Source organism: Bradyrhizobium dasycarpum (genome assembly GCF_042019905.1).
In the GTDB taxonomy this organism is placed as follows: Bacteria; Pseudomonadota; Alphaproteobacteria; order Rhizobiales; family Xanthobacteraceae; genus Bradyrhizobium; species Bradyrhizobium japonicum_B.
The window spans coordinates 2,728,968-2,745,361 of record NZ_CP169574.1 but is presented as its reverse complement, the minus strand read 5'-3'; the positions used below and the strand labels follow the sequence as shown (position 1 = coordinate 2,745,361).

Sequence of the window (16,394 nt, the reverse complement as noted above, 5' to 3'; positions counted from 1 at the left end):
CGAATCTCATCCGGAGGGGACATGAAAGTAAACATCGAAATCGACTGCACCCCCCTCGAGGCTCGCCAGTTCTTCGGTCTGCCCGACGTGGGGCCGATGCAGACGGCGGTGATGGACAAGCTGCAGCAGCAGGTGCTCAGCAACATCGAGAAGGTCTCGCCGGAATCGCTGATCCAGAGCTGGTTCACGTTCGATCCGAAGATCGCCGAGCGGTTTCAGGATATGTTCGTCACGATGGCCGGCCTCGGCGGCACGCGCAGCAGCGACAAGAAAAAATAGTGTCGTCCGGGCAGGAGGGGGCGCAGGAGAGAGGCCGGCTTCGTCCGCCGGGTCTCGCCCTGTTGCTCGCAGAAGCCCGTGGCCTGCTCGAGCTCAATGCAAGCCTCTTGCTGTCGCCGCTCCTGATGCGGGCGCCGCGGGGCGACGGCCATCCCGTGCTGGCGCTGCCGGGCTTTCTCGCCAGCGACCTCTCGATGGCGCCGATGCGGCGCTATCTCAGCGAGCTCGGCTACGAGACGCATGCCTGGCGGATGGGCCGCAATCTCGGCGGGCTGGGCCGGATGCGGACGCGCTGCGCGCCCGACTTGCCGAGATTCATGCCGCGAGCGGGCGCAAGGTCAGCCTGGTCGGGTGGAGTCTCGGCGGCGTCTATGCCCGCGATCTCTCGCTTTGGGCGCCCGACATGGTTCGCTACGTCATTACGCTCGGCAGCCCTTTCGCCAATGACGTGCGGGCGACCAACGCCACGCGGCTCTACGAGGCGCTGTCCGGCGAGCGCGTCGAGGATTTTGCGGAAGCGCGCGAGGCGATCGCCGGCGATCTGCCGGTGCCGACAACCTCGATCTATTCGCGGGCCGACGGTGTGGTTAACTGGCGGACCTGCTTGTTGCGTCCCTCCGACCGTGCCGAAAACATCGAGGTGCACCTGGCGAGCCATATCGGGCTCGGGGTGAATCCTGCGGCGCTGTGGGCGGTGGCCGACCGTCTGGCCCAACCGGAGGGGGAATTCTCCCCATTTGACCGGGCAGGGCCGTTTGCCATTGCATATGCCCCGCCGGAACAGGCAATATCGGCCTGACGAGAAGCGCCGGCTAAGGCGCCCGTCAAATCGTTGCGGGAGGGAATTATGGCTGACGGTAAGAAGCTGTCGTCGCTGGACGCGTCGTTTCTCTATCTGGAAACGCCGGAAATGCCGATGCATGTCGGCAGCATGGCGATCTTCCGCCTACCCGACGACTACAAGGGCGACTTCTTCGAAGACTTCAAGGCGATGATCGTCTCGCGGCTGCACATCGCGCCGATCCTGAAGGCGCGGCTGGAGAAGGCGCCGCTCGACATCGACCATCCCTCCTGGGTCGAGGACGACCAGTTCGACATCGATCGTCACATCTTCCGCGCCAGCCTGCCGCAGCCGCGCGACCGCGCCACGCTCGAGCGCATCGTCGGTTGGATGCATGCCAAGCTTTTGAATCGCGCCCGCCCGCTCTGGGAGTTCTACGTGTTCGAGGGCATGAAGGACAACGAGGTCGGGCTCTATTCCAAGATGCACCATGCCGCGATCGACGGCGGCGCTGGCGCGGCGTTGACCAACATGATCTACGACATCTCCCCGATCCCGCGGAAGGTCGAGCCGCCGACGGCTGGAAGCAAGCCGGGGCAGGAGCCGCGCGACATCGCCGCGAACCTGCTGGATTCCTATCAGCAGCTGTTCAGCCAGCCGCTGGATGCTTCGCAGGCTGCGAAGAACCTTCAGCTGCCGCGCACCGGCAAGAGCGACATCGGCTCGATCCTGTTCGACAACGCGATGTACCAGATCGAGAGCGCGGTACGCTTTGCCGGCAACATCCCGACCGTGCTCAAGAGCGTGTCCGACGTGCTCGGCAAGGTCGCCGATCCCAAGTCGCGCGAAAGCCTCGCCAGCATGGTGTCGCCGCCGACCATGCTCAACAAGACCATCTCGTCGGAGCGCAGCTTCGCCGGCGTGTCGATCCCGCTGTCGCGGGCGAAGGCGCTGGCCAAGCAGGCCGGCGGCAAGCTCAACGACGTCGTGCTGGCGCTGGCCTCGGGCGTGGTTCGCCGCTATCTCCTTCAATATGGCACGCTGCCGGCGAAATCGCTGACGGCGGCGGTGCCGATCTCGCTGCGCGAGGAAGGCAACACCGAGGCCAACAACCAGGTGTTCGGCATGATCTGCGCGATCGCGACCAACATCGACGATCCCAAGGCGCGGCTCGAGGCCATCATCGCGCAGTCGACCAAATCCAAGGAGATGTCGCATCCGCTGCGCGCGCTGATGCCTCAGGTCTCCAACATCTCGATGCTGGGCGCGCCGATCATGGTGCAGATCCTGGCCTTGCTCTACAGCCGCTCGAACCTCTCGGACGTGCTGCCGCCGGCCGCCAACATCACGGTGTCCAACGTGCCGGGACCGCGGCAGACGCTCTATGCCGCGGGGGCCGAGTTGCTGCACATCTTCCCGGTGTCGATCTCGACGCACGGGCAGGCGCTCAACATCACCGTTCAGAGCTACCGCGACCAGCTCGATTTCGGCTTCATCGTCGGCGCCAACATCATTCCGCACGTGCAGGTGATGTGCGACATGCTGCCAGAGGAGTTCGCCGCGCTGGAGGCTGCCTACGCGCCACCGGCGGCGGACATCAAGGGTGCTGCCGAGTAGGAATGTTGCAATGATCGAAATGCCGCCGCTCCAGTTCGCGACGACGAACGGAATCCGCATGGGCTATTACGAGGCTGGCCCGGCCGACGACAAGCCGCCGGTCGTGCTGTGCCACGGCTGGCCCGAGCTCGCCTTCTCCTGGCGCCACCAGATCAAGGCGCTGAGCGAGGCCGGCATCCGGGTAATCGCCCCGGACCAGCGCGGCTATGGCGCGACCGACCGGCCCGAGCCGGTCGAGGACTATGACATGGAGCATTTGACCGGCGATCTCGTCGGCCTGCTCGATCATCTCGGGATCGACAAGGCGATCTTCGTCGGTCACGACTGGGGCGGCTTCGTCGTCTGGCAGATGCCTTTGCGGCACCCTTCGCGCGTCGCCGGTGTGGTCGGGGTCAACACCCCGCATTGGGACCGCGCGCCGATCGATCCCATCGCGCTGTTTCGCCAGCGCTTCGGCGATCAGATGTATATCGTCCAGTTCCAGGATCCCGCGCGCGAGCCGGACAGGATTTTCGGCAGCCGGGTCGAGCAGACTTTCGACGCCTTCATGCGCAAGCCGCTGGGGCGGCCTGCTGCGAAGCCGGATGAGCCGCCGATCGCAGGCGTCGGCGCCGCGGCAAAAACCAATCTGGCCTTCCCGCAGATGATCGCGGCCTACGATGCCAAGGTCGATCCGCGAACGCCGATCCTGTCGACCGATGAGAAGAAGGTGTTCGTCGACACGTTTACGAGGACCGGCTTCACCGGCGGCATCAACTGGTATCGCAACTTCACCCGCAACTGGGAACGCGCGAAGGGACTGGATCATCACATCCATGTGCCGTCGCTGATGATCATGGCCGAGAACGATGCGGTGCTGCCGCCGTCGGCGGCCGACGGCATGGAGAAGCTGATCGGCGATCTCGAGAAGTATCTGGTGAAGGACAGCGGCCATTGGACGCAGCAGGAGAAGCCGGAAGAGGTCAGCGCCAAGCTGATCGAATGGCGTAGAAGGCGGTTCGGGTAACGACGCAGTCGTCGATGTAAATGAGACGTCATTCCGGGACGGTCCGAAGGGATCGCGAAGCGACCCAGAGGACCGGACCCGGAATCTCGAGATTCCGGGTTCGATGCTGCGCATCGCCCCGGAATGACGGCAATAGGGGGAAGCGCACTTAATGTCATCCACGAATCGTCTGGACCCGATCCCGCATCCGCCGACCAAGCCCGTGGTCGGCAACATGCTGTCGCTGGATTCGGCTGCGCCCGTGCAGCATTTGACACGGCTCGCCAAGGAGCTCGGCCCGATCTTCTGGCTCGACATGATGGGCTCGCCGATCGTGGTGGTCTCAGGCCACGACCTCGTCGACGAGCTTTCCGATGAGAAGCGCTTCGACAAGACGGTGCGAGGTGCGCTGCGGCGCGTGCGCGCGGTCGGCGGCGATGGCCTGTTCACGGCCGATACCAAGGAGCCGAACTGGAGCAAGGCGCACAACATCCTGCTTCAGCCCTTCGGCAACCGCGCCATGCAGTCCTATCACGGCAGCATGGTCGATATCGCCGAGCAGCTGGTGCAGAAATGGGAGCGGCTCAACGCCGACGACGAGATCGACGTCGTGCACGACATGACCGCGCTGACCCTGGACACGATCGGCCTGTGCGGCTTCGACTATCGCTTCAATTCGTTCTACCGACGCGACTACCACCCCTTCGTCGAGTCGCTGGTGCGCTCGCTCGAAACCATCATGATGACGCGCGGCTTGCCGTTCGAGCAGCTCTGGATGCAGAAGCGGCGCAAGACGCTCGCCGAAGACGTCGCCTTCATGAACAAGATGGTCGACGAGATCATCGCCGGACGCCGCAAGAGCTCAGAAGGGATCGACGACAAGAAGGACATGCTCGCGGCGATGATGACCGGCGTCGACCGCGCAACCGGCGAACAGCTCGACGACGTCAACATCCGCTACCAGATCAACACGTTCCTGATCGCGGGCCACGAGACGACCAGCGGTCTGTTGTCCTACACGCTTTATGCGCTGCTCAAGCACCCCGAGATCCTCAAGAAGGCCTATGACGAGGTCGATCGCGTCTTCGGTCCCGACGTCAATGTGAAGCCGACCTATCAGCAGGTGACGCAGCTCACCTACATCACGCAGATCCTGAAGGAGGCGCTGCGGCTGTGGCCGCCGGCGCCGGCCTATGGCATCTCGCCGCTGAACGACGAGACGATCGGCGGCAAGTACAAGCTTCGGAAGGGCACGTTCACCACGATCCTGGTGACCGCGCTGCATCGCGATCCCTCCGTCTGGGGTCCGAATCCCGATGCCTTCGATCCCGAGAATTTCAGCCGTGAGGCGGAGGCGAAGCGGCCGATCAACGCCTGGAAGCCGTTCGGCAACGGCCAGCGCGCCTGCATCGGCCGCGGCTTTGCCATGCACGAGGCCGCGCTGGCGCTCGGCATGATCCTGCAGCGCTTCAAGCTGATCGACCACCAGCGCTACCAGATGCATCTGAAGGAGACGCTGACGATCAAGCCGGAGGGCTTCAAGATCAAGGTGCGTCCGCGCGCCGATCGCGAGCGCGGTGCTTATGGCGGACCGATTGCGGCCGCCGGTTCGGCGCCGAAGGCCGCGCGCCGGCCGACGGCCCGGCCCGGCCACAACACGCCGATGCTGGTGCTTTACGGCTCCAATCTCGGCACCGCCGAGGAGCTGGCGACGCGCATGGCCGACCTTGCGGAGATCAACGGTTTTGCCGTGCATCTCGGCCCGCTCGACGATTACGTCGGCAAGCTGCCGCAGCAGGGCGGCGTGCTGATCATCTGCGCCTCCTACAACGGCGCGCCGCCTGACAACGCGACGCAGTTCGTCAAATGGCTTGGCGGCGATTTGCCGAAGGATGCCTTCGCCGGCGTGCGTTACGCCGTGTTCGGCTGCGGCAACAGCGATTGGGCGGCGACCTATCAATCGGTGCCGCGCTTTATCGACGAGCAATTGTCGAAGCATGGCGCGCGTGCGGTCTATCCGCGCGGCGAGGGCGATGCGCGCAGCGATCTCGACGGCCAGTTCCAGAAATGGTTCCCGGCTGCCGCGCAGGTCGCGACCAAGGAATTCGGCATCGACTGGAATTTCACTCGCACCGCGGAGGACGATCCGCTCTATGCGATCGAGCCGGTCGCGGTCACCGCCGTCAACTCCATCGTTGCGCAGGGCGGCGCGGTGGCGATGAAGGTCCTCGCCAACGACGAGCTTCAGAACAAGAGCGGGGCCAATCCGTCGGAGCGCTCGACGCGCCACATCGAGGTTCAGCTGCCCGCCAATGTCAGTTACCGGGTCGGCGATCACCTCAGTGTCGTCCCGCGCAATGATCCGACGCTGGTGGATTCGGTGGCCCGTCGCTTCGGTTTCCTGCCCGCCGACCAGATCAGGCTGCAGGTTGCCGAGGGGCGCCGCGCCCAATTGCCGGTCGGCGAGGCCGTGTCGGTCGGCCGCCTGCTCAGCGAGTTCGTCGAGCTGCAGCAGGTCGCGACCCGCAAGCAGATCCAGATCATGGCGGAGCACACCCGATGCCCCGTGACCAAGCCGAAGCTGCTGGGCTTCGTCGGCGAGGAGGCGGAGCCGCTCGAGCGTTACCGCGCCGAGATTCTCGCCAAGCGCAAATCGGTGTTCGACTTGTTGCTCGAATATCCGGCCTGCGAATTGCCGTTCCACGTCTATCTGGAGATGCTCTCGCTGCTGGCACCGCGCTATTATTCGATCTCGTCCTCGCCGTCGGTCGATCCCGCGCGTTGCAGCATCACGGTCGGCGTGGTTGAAGGGCCGGCCGCCTCAGGTCGCGGGGTCTACAAGGGCATCTGCTCGAACTATCTCGCCAATCGCCGCGTCGGCGACGTGATCTACGCCATCGTGCGCGAGACCAAGGCCGGCTTCCGGCTTCCCGAGGATCCGTCGGTACCGGTTATCATGATCGGCCCGGGCACGGGCCTCGCGCCGTTCCGCGGCTTCCTGCAGGAGCGCGCCGCGCGCAAGGCGAAGGGAGCCACGCTCGGTCCGGCGATGCTGTTCTTCGGCTGCCGGCATCCCGATCAGGATTTTCTCTACGCGGAGGAACTGAAGGCGCTGGCTGCCAGCGGCATCACCGAGCTGTTCACGGCGTTCTCGCGGAGCGAGGGACCGAAGACCTATGTGCAACACGTGCTGGCCGCACAGAAGGACAAGGTCTGGCCCCTGATCGAGCAGGGTGCGATCATCTATGTCTGCGGCGACGGCAGCAAGATGGAGCCCGACGTGAAGGCGGCGCTGGTCGCGATCCACCGCGAGAAGAGCGGCAGCGATGCGGCCGCAAGCGCACGGTGGATCGAGGAGGTGGGCACGAAGAACCGCTATGTGCTCGACGTCTGGGCGGGTGGGTAGACCTGTAGGGTGGACTAGCGAAGCGTAATCCACCAATTCTGTCCGAGCGGAACGCCAAAGAGGTGGGTTACGCTGGCGGACTGCGCTTCGCGCAGCCGCGAGCTAACCCACCCTACGAATGCTGATCATGCTAAAGCTCGCCCATGATTCCCTGGGAAAAGATCGACACCGCAAGAATCCCCGGCTCCGACGAGGAGCTCCGGCTGATGCGGCGTGGCAAGGAGTTTTCGATCAAGCTCGGCACCAACGAGCTGATGAACAATCGCTTGTCCGGCTCGGAAGCCGCGCTCGCAACGCTTGCGGCGAAGCAGATCGAGAAGGTCGCCAAGCCGGTCGTCCTGATCGGCGGGCTCGGTATGGGCTTTACGCTGCGTGCGGCGCTCGCCGTGCTCGGGCCCAAGGCGAAGATCGTGGTGTCCGAACTGGTGCCGGCGGTGGTGGCCTGGGCGAGAGGTCCGATGGCGGAGGTCTTCGGCGACAGCCTTGATGATGCCAGGGTGAAGATCCGGGAAATCGACGTCGGCGAAATCATCCGCGCGCAGCGGTCGGCCTTCGACGCCATCCTGCTCGACGTCGACAATGGGCCGGAAGGGCTGACCCGCAAGGGCAATGACGCGCTCTATGGCGCGAGCGGGCTCGCGGCAGCGAAGACGGCGCTACGCCCGGGCGGCGTGCTCGCGGTCTGGTCGTCGGGACCCAACCCCGCCTTCACCAGGCGTCTCCGCACCGCCGGCTTCGATGTCAACGAAGTCAATGTTCGCGCGACCGGCAGGGGCGGCGGTGCACGCCACGTGATCTGGATTGCCAAGATACGGTAGGGTGGGCAAAGCGAAGCGTGCCCACCACTTGTGGTGGGCACAGCGCGCGAAGAGGCGCGCTTTTGCCCACCCTACGATTTGTGTTTGCTGGGCTGGTTCTTCAGCTTGAAGAGCTGACGTCGCCGCCGCTTTAGGCCGCCTGCGCCGCCGCGCCATGCGCGTGCTTGTCGATGGCGTCGATGATCTCCGGCCAAAATCGCATCGGCAGCGCGTGGCCCATGCCTTCGATCATCAACAATTTGGCGTTCGGGATCGACGCCGCCGTATCCTTGCCGCCTTCGGGACGGACCAGCGGATCGACGGTGCCGTGAATGACCAGTGTCGGTATCATCACCGCGTGCAGCCGCTCCTTCCGGCTGCCGGACGCCAGCACGGCGCGGAGCTGGCGGCCGACGCCCGACGGATTGAGTCCGCGCGCGAACACGCGCTCGGCCCGCTCGAGATCGAGCGCTTCCTCCTCCGGAAAATGTCCGGCGCGCAACACTTTCCAGGTCTGGCCGAAGCGGACGATGAACTCCTCCTTGCTGCGCGGCGGCGGCGCCATCAGCATTGCGGCGGCCTCGCGCGAAGGCGGCGGGATGCGCGGATTGCCGGTGGTCGACATGATCGATGTCAACGAACGGACGCGGTGCGGAAACGACAGCACCACTTCCTGGGCGATCATGCCGCCCATGGATGCCCCGACCAGATGCGCCGACTTGATGCCGAGCGCATCCATCAGCCCGACCGTGTCCTTCGCCATGTCGATCAGCTTGTAGGTCGCGGCGACGGGAATCCTGAGGAAGCGAAGCTTCAGCAGCTCGAGCGGCGTCAGCCGCTTGCCGCCGGTCAGATGGCTGGACTTGCCGATATCGCGATTGTCGAAGCGGATCACGCGGAACCCCCGTGCGGCGAGCTGCTCGCAGAACGCGTCGTCCCAGTGGATCATCTGCGCGCCGAGACCCATGATCAGCAGCAGCGGCTCGGCATTGTCGTTGCCGAAGATCTCGTAGCAGATGTCGATGCCGTTGGCGCGGACGGTCTGGGGCGGCTGATGGGTGGTCACGGATCCCTCCTGCTCATCGGTGTTGTATCGCACGGATTGCCGCCACAAAGAAGCGGCGTGCCGAGCAGTGCGTGCGCTTGCCGGTTGACCGGCACCGCGCAACGGTGTGGTATGGCGCAAAAGAAGGGCATCGCAGCTCTCGTTTTCAGGAGGACGCCGATGACCGACAAGACCAACGACCCCGTTGCCATGTGGCAGAAGATGGTCGGCGAGATGGAGAAGGGGTTCAACTCTTTCGCCAACCAGGCCATGTCGTCGCCGGAATTTTCCCAGGCGATGAACCGCGCCGGCGGAGTTGCTGCAGGTGCTCAGAAGCAGCTCGGCGAACTCATGGAGAAATACCTCGTCTCGATGAACCTGCCGAGCCGGGAGCAGGTCACGGGTCTTGCGGAACGGCTTCAGTCGGTTGAGGCTCAGATCGGCGAGATCAAGACGATGCTGAGCCGGATGGCGGCGAATTCCGGCATCACGCAAGGCTTCGACAGCACCCCGCGGCCGCCACGGACGAAGCGCCCGCCTTCCGAGCCCGGAGAGCAGACATGAACGGGCCGGCGGGACTCGATCTCGCGTCCATCCCGGAGCGGATCCAGACCGAGGTGCAGCGCGCCATCCAGCGCAGCATCAAGGGCGTTGAATATTTCTCGACCTCGGGCCCTTCGCTCGGCTCGACGCCGAAGGACGTGCTGCATTCGCGCGGCACCATGAACCTTTATCATTACCGGCCGATGTCGGACGAGATCTACCGCGTGCCGGTGCTGATCGTGATGGCGACCACCAATCGCGGCTACATCCTCGACCTCGTCCCCGGGCAGAGCTTCATCGAGTTCCTGCTCAAGCGCGGATACGACGTCTACATGCTCGATTGGAGCGCGCCGCGGCCGGAGGAGAAGAGCCTGCGGATGGAGGATTATGTCCTCGACTTCATCCCGGATTGCGTCCGTCGCGTGCAGGCCGATTCCGGCGAGCAGGACGTCTCCGTCATCGGCTATTGCTTCGGCGGTGTGCTGTCGCTGCTGTACGGCTCGATCCACAAGGACGGGCCGATGAAGAACCTGATCTGCTTCACCACGCCGATCGACTTCCGCGAGATGAAGCTGTTCTCGAACTTTTCCGACCGCCGTTATTTCGACGTCGACCGTCTCGTCGACAGCGTCGGCAACGTGCCGCCGGAGATGATCCTGTCTTCGTTCGAGATGCTGCGCCCGGCCTCACGCACGGTGAGCCAGATCCAGCTCTGGGAGAACATCTGGAACGACGAGTTCGTCAAATCCTACCGCATGTTCGATCGCTGGGCGACCGACACGCTGCCGCTGGCCGGCGAATATTTCCGCACCATCACCAAGGACCTGATGTGGGAGAACAAGCTGTTCAACGATACCATGTCGGTGGGCGGCCGCACGGCGAAGCCTCGAGAACATCAAGGTGCCGATGCTGCATGCGGTCGCCGAGCACGACCACATCGTGCCGTATGAGGCCGCCAAGCACCTGATCGCGAAGATCGGATCTGCGGACAAGGAAGAGGTGATCCTGAAAGGCGGCCACGTCTCGCTGGTCGCGGGTGCCAACGCCGTGAAGCGGCTATGGCCGAAACTGGATTCCTGGCTGGGAAAGAGATCGACATGAGCGAGCAGCGTTCCTATCCGCGTCACGTCAAGACGGACGCCGGCGATATCGAGATTCTGTCTGATGGCGCCCGCGGACGAGGCCGCGGTGCTCGCCTTCGGCAAGGGTCTGCCGACCCACGATTTGCTGTTCCTGCCGCGCAATATCAGCGAGCCGAAGGTGCTGTCGGCCTGGGTCAAGGAGATCGAGCGGGGCGCGATCACGAGCCTGCTCGCGGTCAAGAACGGCAAGGTCGTCGGCTGCGGCACGCTGGTGCGCGATCCCCATTCCTGGTCGCCCCATGTCGGCGAGATCCGGATGGTGGTCTCGCTCGATGTGCGCGGGAAGGGGGTGGGGCGGGCGCTGTCGCAGGAGACCTTTGCGCTCGCACTCGGGGCGGGCCTGGAAAAGCTTTCGGTTCAGATGACGGTCGACCAGCAGGCGGCAATCGCCGTGTTCGAGAGCCTTGGCTTCAAGGCCGAAGCGCTGCTGCGGGACCACGTTCGGGACGTCGACGGCAAGACCCATGACATCGTCGTGCTCGGTCACAACATCGCGCAGGTCCAGGCCCAGATGGAGGCCTATGGCCTGCCGGGCGCGGTGCAGCACTAGGGATCGCCAAAAAGGCGGTCGGCGCCAATGGCCCAAGGAGGCATCAGGGTGCCTCCGGTCACGGCTATTCACGATCTTGTGATATCGCAGTGCAATATGGATATTGCAGTGCACAATTAACTATGCCATATAAGTCGTGCCCCGGGCCAACGCGGACGGGGTGAGCCCATAGCTCAGACCAATGAGGATGGAGAGAACCCCATGACCACTGAAACCAACAGCGTTTTCGAGGGCTTCAAGGACGCTTTCAAGAACATCCAGAATTTGGAAGTTCCCGAGGCCGCCCGCGAGTTCGTCAAGAAGACTGCCAACACCGCCAAGGACCGTGCTGCCGAGGCTTTCGCAGGCTCCGAGCGCGTGACCGCCGCCGTCGAGAACGCGGTGACCGAATCCGTCACGGAAGCCGGCAAGATCAGTCGCAACATCCAGCAGGCGATCTACGAGGACGCCGAGGCGTTCCTCTCGAGCATCGACAAGCTCGCCTCCGCCAAGTCGTTCAGCGAGGCCCTCGAGATCCAGTCGGGCCTGCTCCGCTCGCGCGGCGAAGTGTTCGTCTCGCGTGCCAAGGCGACCGCCGACTATTTCGGCAAGCTCGCTGCCAACGGTGCGAAGTCCGCTCAGGACAACTTTGCCAAGGTCTACAACAAGACCGCCTGATCCGGCGCCCTGAGCAGAAACTGAATTTGAGGCCCGCTTCGGCGGGCCTTTTGTTTGTGATTGCGCTGCTTCCACCGTCATTCCGGGGCGCCGAAGGGCGAACCGGGAATCCAGAGGTTATGGCGCGAGATTCTCAGGTGCGCAATTGCGCACCATAGTTTCGATGCTTCGCACCGCCCCGGAATGACGTAGTCTCCAATTCAATGACTCCACCCGCCACCTTCACTTTCGACACTCCCGGCGATGCCGAACGCGCGGCCGAGCTGCGCCGCGTCAAGGCGCTGGCGACGCTGGTGCTGGCCTCGACGCTTGCGCTTTTCATCGTGGCAAAATGGCTCCTGCCGGTGCACCCGTTATTCGGCTTCATCGCTGCCTTCGCGGAAGCCGCGACCATCGGCGGCCTCGCCGACTGGTATGCCGTGGTTGCCCTGTTCAAGCGGCCGCTTGGCCTGCCGATCCCGCATACCGCGATCATCCAGAGCAACCAGGCCCGCATCGCCGACAAGCTCGGCGAGTTCATCCAGGTGCATTTCCTCGAGGCCGGTCCCGTCGAGGCCAAGCTGAAGGAAATAGATTTCGGCTCCTTCATTGCCGACTGGCTGCGCGACCGTAAGCGCAGCGATGATCTGGCTCGCTTCGCGCTCCGCCTGTTGCCCGAAGCCTTCTCGGCGACGGAGACCTCCGGCTTGATGACCTTCATCATCCGCCGCATGTCATCGCAGCTCCAGGCGATCGACCTCGCGCCGCTTGCCGCCGGCACGCTGCGCGGCTTCGTGGCGGAGGGACGCCACCAGATTCTGTTCGACGATCTCCTGCGGGTGATGCACGAGACGCTGAATCAGAAAGAGACCATGGCGATGATCCGCGAGAAGGTGCGCGCGGAATTGCCGACCCTGCTCAGGCTCTATCGTGCCGACAAGTTTCTGGTGAACAAGATCGTGGCGTCCGCCACCGCGTTCTTCAACGAGGTGCGCAGCGATGCCACGCATCCGTTCCGCGGCGAGTTCGATCGCATGGTGCTGAGCTTCGTCGACCGGCTCGGCACCGATCAGGCCTATATCGACCGCATCGCCGGATTGAAGCGTGACCTGCTGGCGCGGCCCGAGCTCGCCGATCTTGCCCGCACGGTCTGGGCCAACACGCGCTCGTTCATCGAGCGCAGCGCGAGCGGCGAAACGCAAGTGCTGCAGCATCATCTCGCCGGCATGTTCGTCGCGGCAGGCGATGCGCTTGCCGGCGACGCCGAGCTGCGCGGCGAGATCAACAAGGGGCTGGTGACGGTGTTGCGCAGCTTCATTGCCGATCAGAAGGGCGGCGTGTCGATCTTTATCTCCGATCAGGTCAAGGCGTGGGATATGGCACAGCTGATTTCGCTGATCGAAATCAATATCGGGCGCGACCTGCAATACATCCGCTTCAACGGCTCGCTGATCGGCGGCCTCGCCGGCCTGGCGCTCTACTCCGTAGAATTCCTGCTCCGATGGCTGTGACTTTTGCGTCACGACCTCCGCCATTAGCACACAGGCCTATTGTCGCCTCGGCTCGCCCCGGCTTGAATGCCGGGAACCGGCTGCGCAGCTGATTCATGCTGCAGTGCGGAACGATCAAGAAGCCGGAGCGTTGGAATTCAGATGCTTTGCCGGCCTTGTCCCGGCGTCCTTATCCAGTTCTTCCCAGGGGAAACATTGATGACCGCTACTGCCCAGACGCTGCGTCCGCCGTCCCGCACCCTGATGTTTCTGGAGGGACGCGCGATCCACGAGTTCGGCGCATTCCTCGGCGCACTTCCGCTGCTGAGCCTCGCGCCGCGCGGCGATGGGCATCCCGTGCTGGTGCTGCCGGGCCTCGTGGCTTCGGACGCGTCCACACGTGCGCTGCGTTCGTTTCTGACTGGCAAGGGCTATGCGGTGAGCGGCTGGCGTCAGGGCCGCAATTATGGCCTGCGCGACGGCGTCCAGGATGCGATGGTCGATTTGGTCGACGAGCTCAGCGACAGGCATGGTCGTACGATCAGCCTGGTCGGCTGGAGTCTCGGCGGCCTCTATGCGCGCCAGCTCGCCAAGATGAGGCCGGAGCGCGTGCGTCAGGTCATCACGCTCGGAAGTCCTTTCGCCGGCACCCCCCATTCGACCAATGCCTGGCGCGTCTATGAATGGGCCAGCGGACGGAAGGCCGACGAGGTCGATCCGCAGTTCGGCGGCGACCTTGCCGTACCGCCACCGGTGCCGACCACCGCCATCTTCAGCCGCACCGACGGCGTCTGCGCCTGGCAGGGCTGCATGGAGAAAGCGGGAGCGCAGACCGAGAGCATCGAGGTCGAGAGCAGTCATTGCGGCATGGGCCATCATCCGGCCGTCGTCTATGCCGTGGCCGATCGCCTCGCGCAAAAGGAAGGCCAGTGGCGGCCGTTCGACCGTAGCGGCTGGCGCAGCCTGGCGTATCCCGATCCGCACAGGTGACGCTTCGCCGCTCCCCGCCTGCGGGAGAGGCCGACACGCGTCGAGCGATGCGAAGCATCGTCCGGACGTGGCAGGTGAGGAGACTCTCCGCGAGTCCATCGACTAGTGAGCTTGCGGTTGCAGCCCTCGCCCCGAGACCAAGAGCGTTGCTCGCGTCCATTGTCGCGCCGCCACCAAACGCGCTATGCCTGCCGCATGGCGCATCCGCTCTCCCGCATCATCGACCAGCTCAAGCGCGAACCGTCGCGCACCGGCTCCATCGTCATCACGGTGTTTGGCGATGCCATCGTGCCGCGCGGCGGCGTGGTGTGGCTCGGCACGCTGCTTGAATTCTTCGAGGGTCTGGACATCGATAGCGGCGTCGTCCGTACCGCGATGTCGCGCCTTGCAGCCGATGGCTGGCTCACCCGGGAGAAGGTCGGTCGCAACAGTTTCTATCGGCTTGCCGACAAGGGACGCCAGACGTTCGAAGCTGCCACGCGCCACATCTACGACCCGCCGCCGTCGGACTGGACCGGGCGCTTCGAGCTGCTGCTGATCGGCAACGGCGAGGATCGTGACATCTCGCGCGAGGCGCTTCGCAACGCCGGCTTCGGCAGTCCGTTGCCGGGGGTGTGGGTCGCGCCATCGGGCTTGCCCGTGCCGGAAGAAGCTGCGGGCGCCATCCGTCTCGAAGTCTCGGCGGAGGATGACAGCGGGCGCCGCCTCCTCAGCGCGAGCTGGCCGCTGCAGCGCACCGCGGACGCCTATCTGAAGTTCATGAAGACGTTCGAGCCGCTGCGCGCCGCGATCGCGCGCGGCACGGAGCTGTCCGAAGCCGATGCCTTCACCGCGCGCATCCTGCTGATCCACTATTATCGCCGTGTCGTGCTGCGCGATCCGCTGCTGCCCGAAAGCCTGTTGCCGGCGGACTGGCCGGGTAGGGCGGCGCGAGAGCTTTGCGGCGAAATCTATCGCGCGCTGCTCCCGCCGTCCGAGCAATGGCTCGATGGTCATGGAACCAATGAAAAGGGGCCATTGCCGCCGGCGCGGAAACTCCTGGAACGGAGGTTCGAGGCCTGAGTTTTTATGTTACAGAAATATCTTGCATAAGATAATTCTTGTTATACATTGCCTCCCAATCAATCGGGAGGATGCGCATGTATACTCAGGCGCTGAACACGGCCGAGACCGAGGACCGCGGTCTTGAGGACGCGGCCAAGGCTGCGCAGTTCCAGGCCCGCATCGACGCCGAGGAGCGCATCGAGCCGAACGACTGGATGCCGGCGGCCTACCGCAAGACGCTCACCCGCCAGATCTCCCAGCACGCCCATTCCGAAGTCGTCGGCATGCTGCCGGAAGGCAATTGGATCACGCGCGCGCCGACGCTGCGCCGCAAGGCCGCGCTGCTCGCCAAGGTGCAGGACGAGTGCGGCCACGGCCTCTATCTCTACGCCGCTGCCGAGACGCTTGGCGCCTCGCGCGAAGAGCTGGTCGACGCGATGCTCGCCGGCAAAGCCAAATACTCCTCGATCTTCAATTATCCGACGCTGACCTGGGCCGATATCGGGACCATCGGCTGGCTGGTCGACGGCGCCGCGATCATGAACCAGATTCCGCTGTGCCGCTGCTCCTATGGCCCCTATGCGCGCGCGATGATCAGGGTCTGCAAGGAGGAGTCCTTCCACCAGCGCCAGGGCTACGAGATCATGCTGACGCTGTGCCGGGGCTCGGACGAGCAGAAGGCGATGGCGCAGGACGCGCTGAATAGATGGTGGTGGCCGGTGCTGATGATGTTCGGCCCGCCCGATGCGGCCAGCCAGCACAGCGACACCTCGACGAAGTGGAAGATCAAACGCTTCTCCAACGACGAGCTGCGCCAGAAATTCGTCGATGCCACCGTGCCGCAGGCGCAATATCTCGGCCTCACCATTCCCGATCCCGGCATGACGCAGGATGCCGACGGACACTGGCGCTACAGCGACATCGACTGGGCCGAATTCAAGCAGGTGCTCGCCGGCAACGGCCCCTGCAATCGCGACCGTATGGCCGCGCGCCGCAAGGCCCATGCGGAGGGCGCCTGGGTTCGAGAGGCGGCCGCAGCCTATGCGGCGAAGCGCGCGCAACGCCAGACCGCGCAAGCCGCGGAATAGG

Annotated in this window: 12 protein-coding genes and 3 pseudogenes; 14 read left to right on the top strand and 1 reads right to left on the bottom strand. The window is 64.4% G+C overall.

Annotation, left to right across the window (positions count from 1 at the left end; translation table 11 throughout):
* Positions 1-21: 21 nt before the first annotated feature.
* From ACETMP_RS13385 to ACETMP_RS13360, 6 genes and pseudogenes are all read left to right on the top strand, one after another.
* A complete protein-coding gene (locus tag ACETMP_RS13385) occupies positions 22-279 on the top strand; it encodes a DUF6489 family protein (protein ID WP_028135213.1) in 258 nt (85 codons plus the stop codon).
* A pseudogene (locus ACETMP_RS13380) lies at positions 279-1,078 on the top strand (esterase/lipase family protein). Before ACETMP_RS13385 ends, ACETMP_RS13380 begins: the two are co-directional and overlap by 1 nt.
* Before the next feature lie 48 nt (positions 1,079-1,126).
* Complete coding sequence (locus ACETMP_RS13375) at positions 1,127-2,677, top strand: wax ester/triacylglycerol synthase family O-acyltransferase (RefSeq protein ID WP_375161292.1); 1,551 nt, start codon at positions 1,127-1,129, stop codon at positions 2,675-2,677.
* 10 nt (positions 2,678-2,687) lie between these two features.
* Positions 2,688-3,683 (top strand): alpha/beta fold hydrolase, encoded by a 996-nt coding sequence (locus ACETMP_RS13370; protein WP_375161291.1) that lies wholly within the window; start codon positions 2,688-2,690, stop codon positions 3,681-3,683.
* Positions 3,684-3,834: 151 nt separating this feature from the next.
* Complete coding sequence (locus ACETMP_RS13365; RefSeq protein ID WP_375161290.1) at positions 3,835-7,068, top strand: bifunctional cytochrome P450/NADPH--P450 reductase; 3,234 nt, start codon at positions 3,835-3,837, stop codon at positions 7,066-7,068.
* Between the two features lie 143 nt (positions 7,069-7,211).
* Complete coding sequence (locus ACETMP_RS13360; protein WP_375161289.1) at positions 7,212-7,886, top strand: spermidine synthase; 675 nt, start codon at positions 7,212-7,214, stop codon at positions 7,884-7,886.
* 130 nt (positions 7,887-8,016) lie between these two features.
* Here the strand turns inward: ACETMP_RS13360 and ACETMP_RS13355 are convergent, their stop codons facing one another.
* Positions 8,017-8,931 carry an alpha/beta fold hydrolase gene (locus ACETMP_RS13355; RefSeq protein WP_375161288.1) on the bottom strand — a complete coding sequence of 305 codons (915 nt, stop codon included), beginning with the start codon at positions 8,929-8,931 and terminating at the stop codon, positions 8,017-8,019.
* 159 nt (positions 8,932-9,090) lie between these two features.
* On the opposite strand from ACETMP_RS13355, the gene ACETMP_RS13350 reads away from it, so the two are divergent.
* From ACETMP_RS13350 to paaA, 8 genes and pseudogenes are all read left to right on the top strand, one after another.
* Positions 9,091-9,474: a hypothetical protein gene (locus ACETMP_RS13350; protein WP_375161899.1), complete on the top strand. Its 384-nt coding sequence runs from the start codon at positions 9,091-9,093 to the stop codon at positions 9,472-9,474.
* A pseudogene (locus ACETMP_RS13345) lies at positions 9,471-10,554 on the top strand (PHA/PHB synthase family protein). The gene ACETMP_RS13350 and the pseudogene ACETMP_RS13345 overlap by 4 nt, the downstream one beginning before the upstream one ends.
* A pseudogene (locus ACETMP_RS13340) lies at positions 10,551-11,145 on the top strand (GNAT family N-acetyltransferase). Before ACETMP_RS13345 ends, ACETMP_RS13340 begins: the two co-directional pseudogenes overlap by 4 nt.
* A 201-nt stretch (positions 11,146-11,346) precedes the next feature.
* Positions 11,347-11,802: a phasin gene (locus ACETMP_RS13335; protein ID WP_375161287.1), complete on the top strand. Its 456-nt coding sequence runs from the start codon at positions 11,347-11,349 to the stop codon at positions 11,800-11,802.
* 203 nt (positions 11,803-12,005) lie between these two features.
* A complete protein-coding gene (locus ACETMP_RS13330) occupies positions 12,006-13,292 on the top strand; it encodes a DUF445 domain-containing protein (protein WP_375161286.1) in 1,287 nt (428 codons plus the stop codon).
* A 198-nt stretch (positions 13,293-13,490) separates the two neighbouring features.
* Positions 13,491-14,261 (top strand): lipase family alpha/beta hydrolase, encoded by a 771-nt coding sequence (locus tag ACETMP_RS13325; RefSeq protein ID WP_375161285.1) that lies wholly within the window; start codon positions 13,491-13,493, stop codon positions 14,259-14,261.
* A 195-nt stretch (positions 14,262-14,456) separates the two neighbouring features.
* Entirely contained in the window at positions 14,457-15,323 is an 867-nt protein-coding gene (gene paaX / locus ACETMP_RS13320) for a phenylacetic acid degradation operon negative regulatory protein PaaX (protein WP_375161284.1), read from the top strand.
* A gap of 77 nt (positions 15,324-15,400) precedes the next feature.
* Positions 15,401-16,393 carry a 1,2-phenylacetyl-CoA epoxidase subunit PaaA gene (gene paaA, locus ACETMP_RS13315; protein WP_375161283.1) on the top strand — a complete coding sequence of 331 codons (993 nt, stop codon included), beginning with the start codon at positions 15,401-15,403 and terminating at the stop codon, positions 16,391-16,393.
* Position 16,394: the final 1 nt, after the last annotated feature.

Coding starts and splice junctions, on each gene's coding strand:
- ACETMP_RS13385 (WP_028135213.1), top strand. CDS start 22: ATGAAAGTAAACATCGAAATCGACTGCACCCCCCTCGAGGCTCGCCAG.
- ACETMP_RS13375 (WP_375161292.1), top strand. CDS start 1,127: ATGGCTGACGGTAAGAAGCTGTCGTCGCTGGACGCGTCGTTTCTCTAT.
- ACETMP_RS13370 (WP_375161291.1), top strand. CDS start 2,688: ATGATCGAAATGCCGCCGCTCCAGTTCGCGACGACGAACGGAATCCGC.
- ACETMP_RS13365 (WP_375161290.1), top strand. CDS start 3,835: ATGTCATCCACGAATCGTCTGGACCCGATCCCGCATCCGCCGACCAAG.
- ACETMP_RS13360 (WP_375161289.1), top strand. CDS start 7,212: ATGATTCCCTGGGAAAAGATCGACACCGCAAGAATCCCCGGCTCCGAC.
- ACETMP_RS13350 (WP_375161899.1), top strand. CDS start 9,091: ATGACCGACAAGACCAACGACCCCGTTGCCATGTGGCAGAAGATGGTC.
- ACETMP_RS13335 (WP_375161287.1), top strand. CDS start 11,347: ATGACCACTGAAACCAACAGCGTTTTCGAGGGCTTCAAGGACGCTTTC.
- ACETMP_RS13330 (WP_375161286.1), top strand. CDS start 12,006: ATGACTCCACCCGCCACCTTCACTTTCGACACTCCCGGCGATGCCGAA.
- ACETMP_RS13325 (WP_375161285.1), top strand. CDS start 13,491: ATGACCGCTACTGCCCAGACGCTGCGTCCGCCGTCCCGCACCCTGATG.
- paaX (WP_375161284.1), top strand. CDS start 14,457: ATGGCGCATCCGCTCTCCCGCATCATCGACCAGCTCAAGCGCGAACCG.
- paaA (WP_375161283.1), top strand. CDS start 15,401: ATGTATACTCAGGCGCTGAACACGGCCGAGACCGAGGACCGCGGTCTT.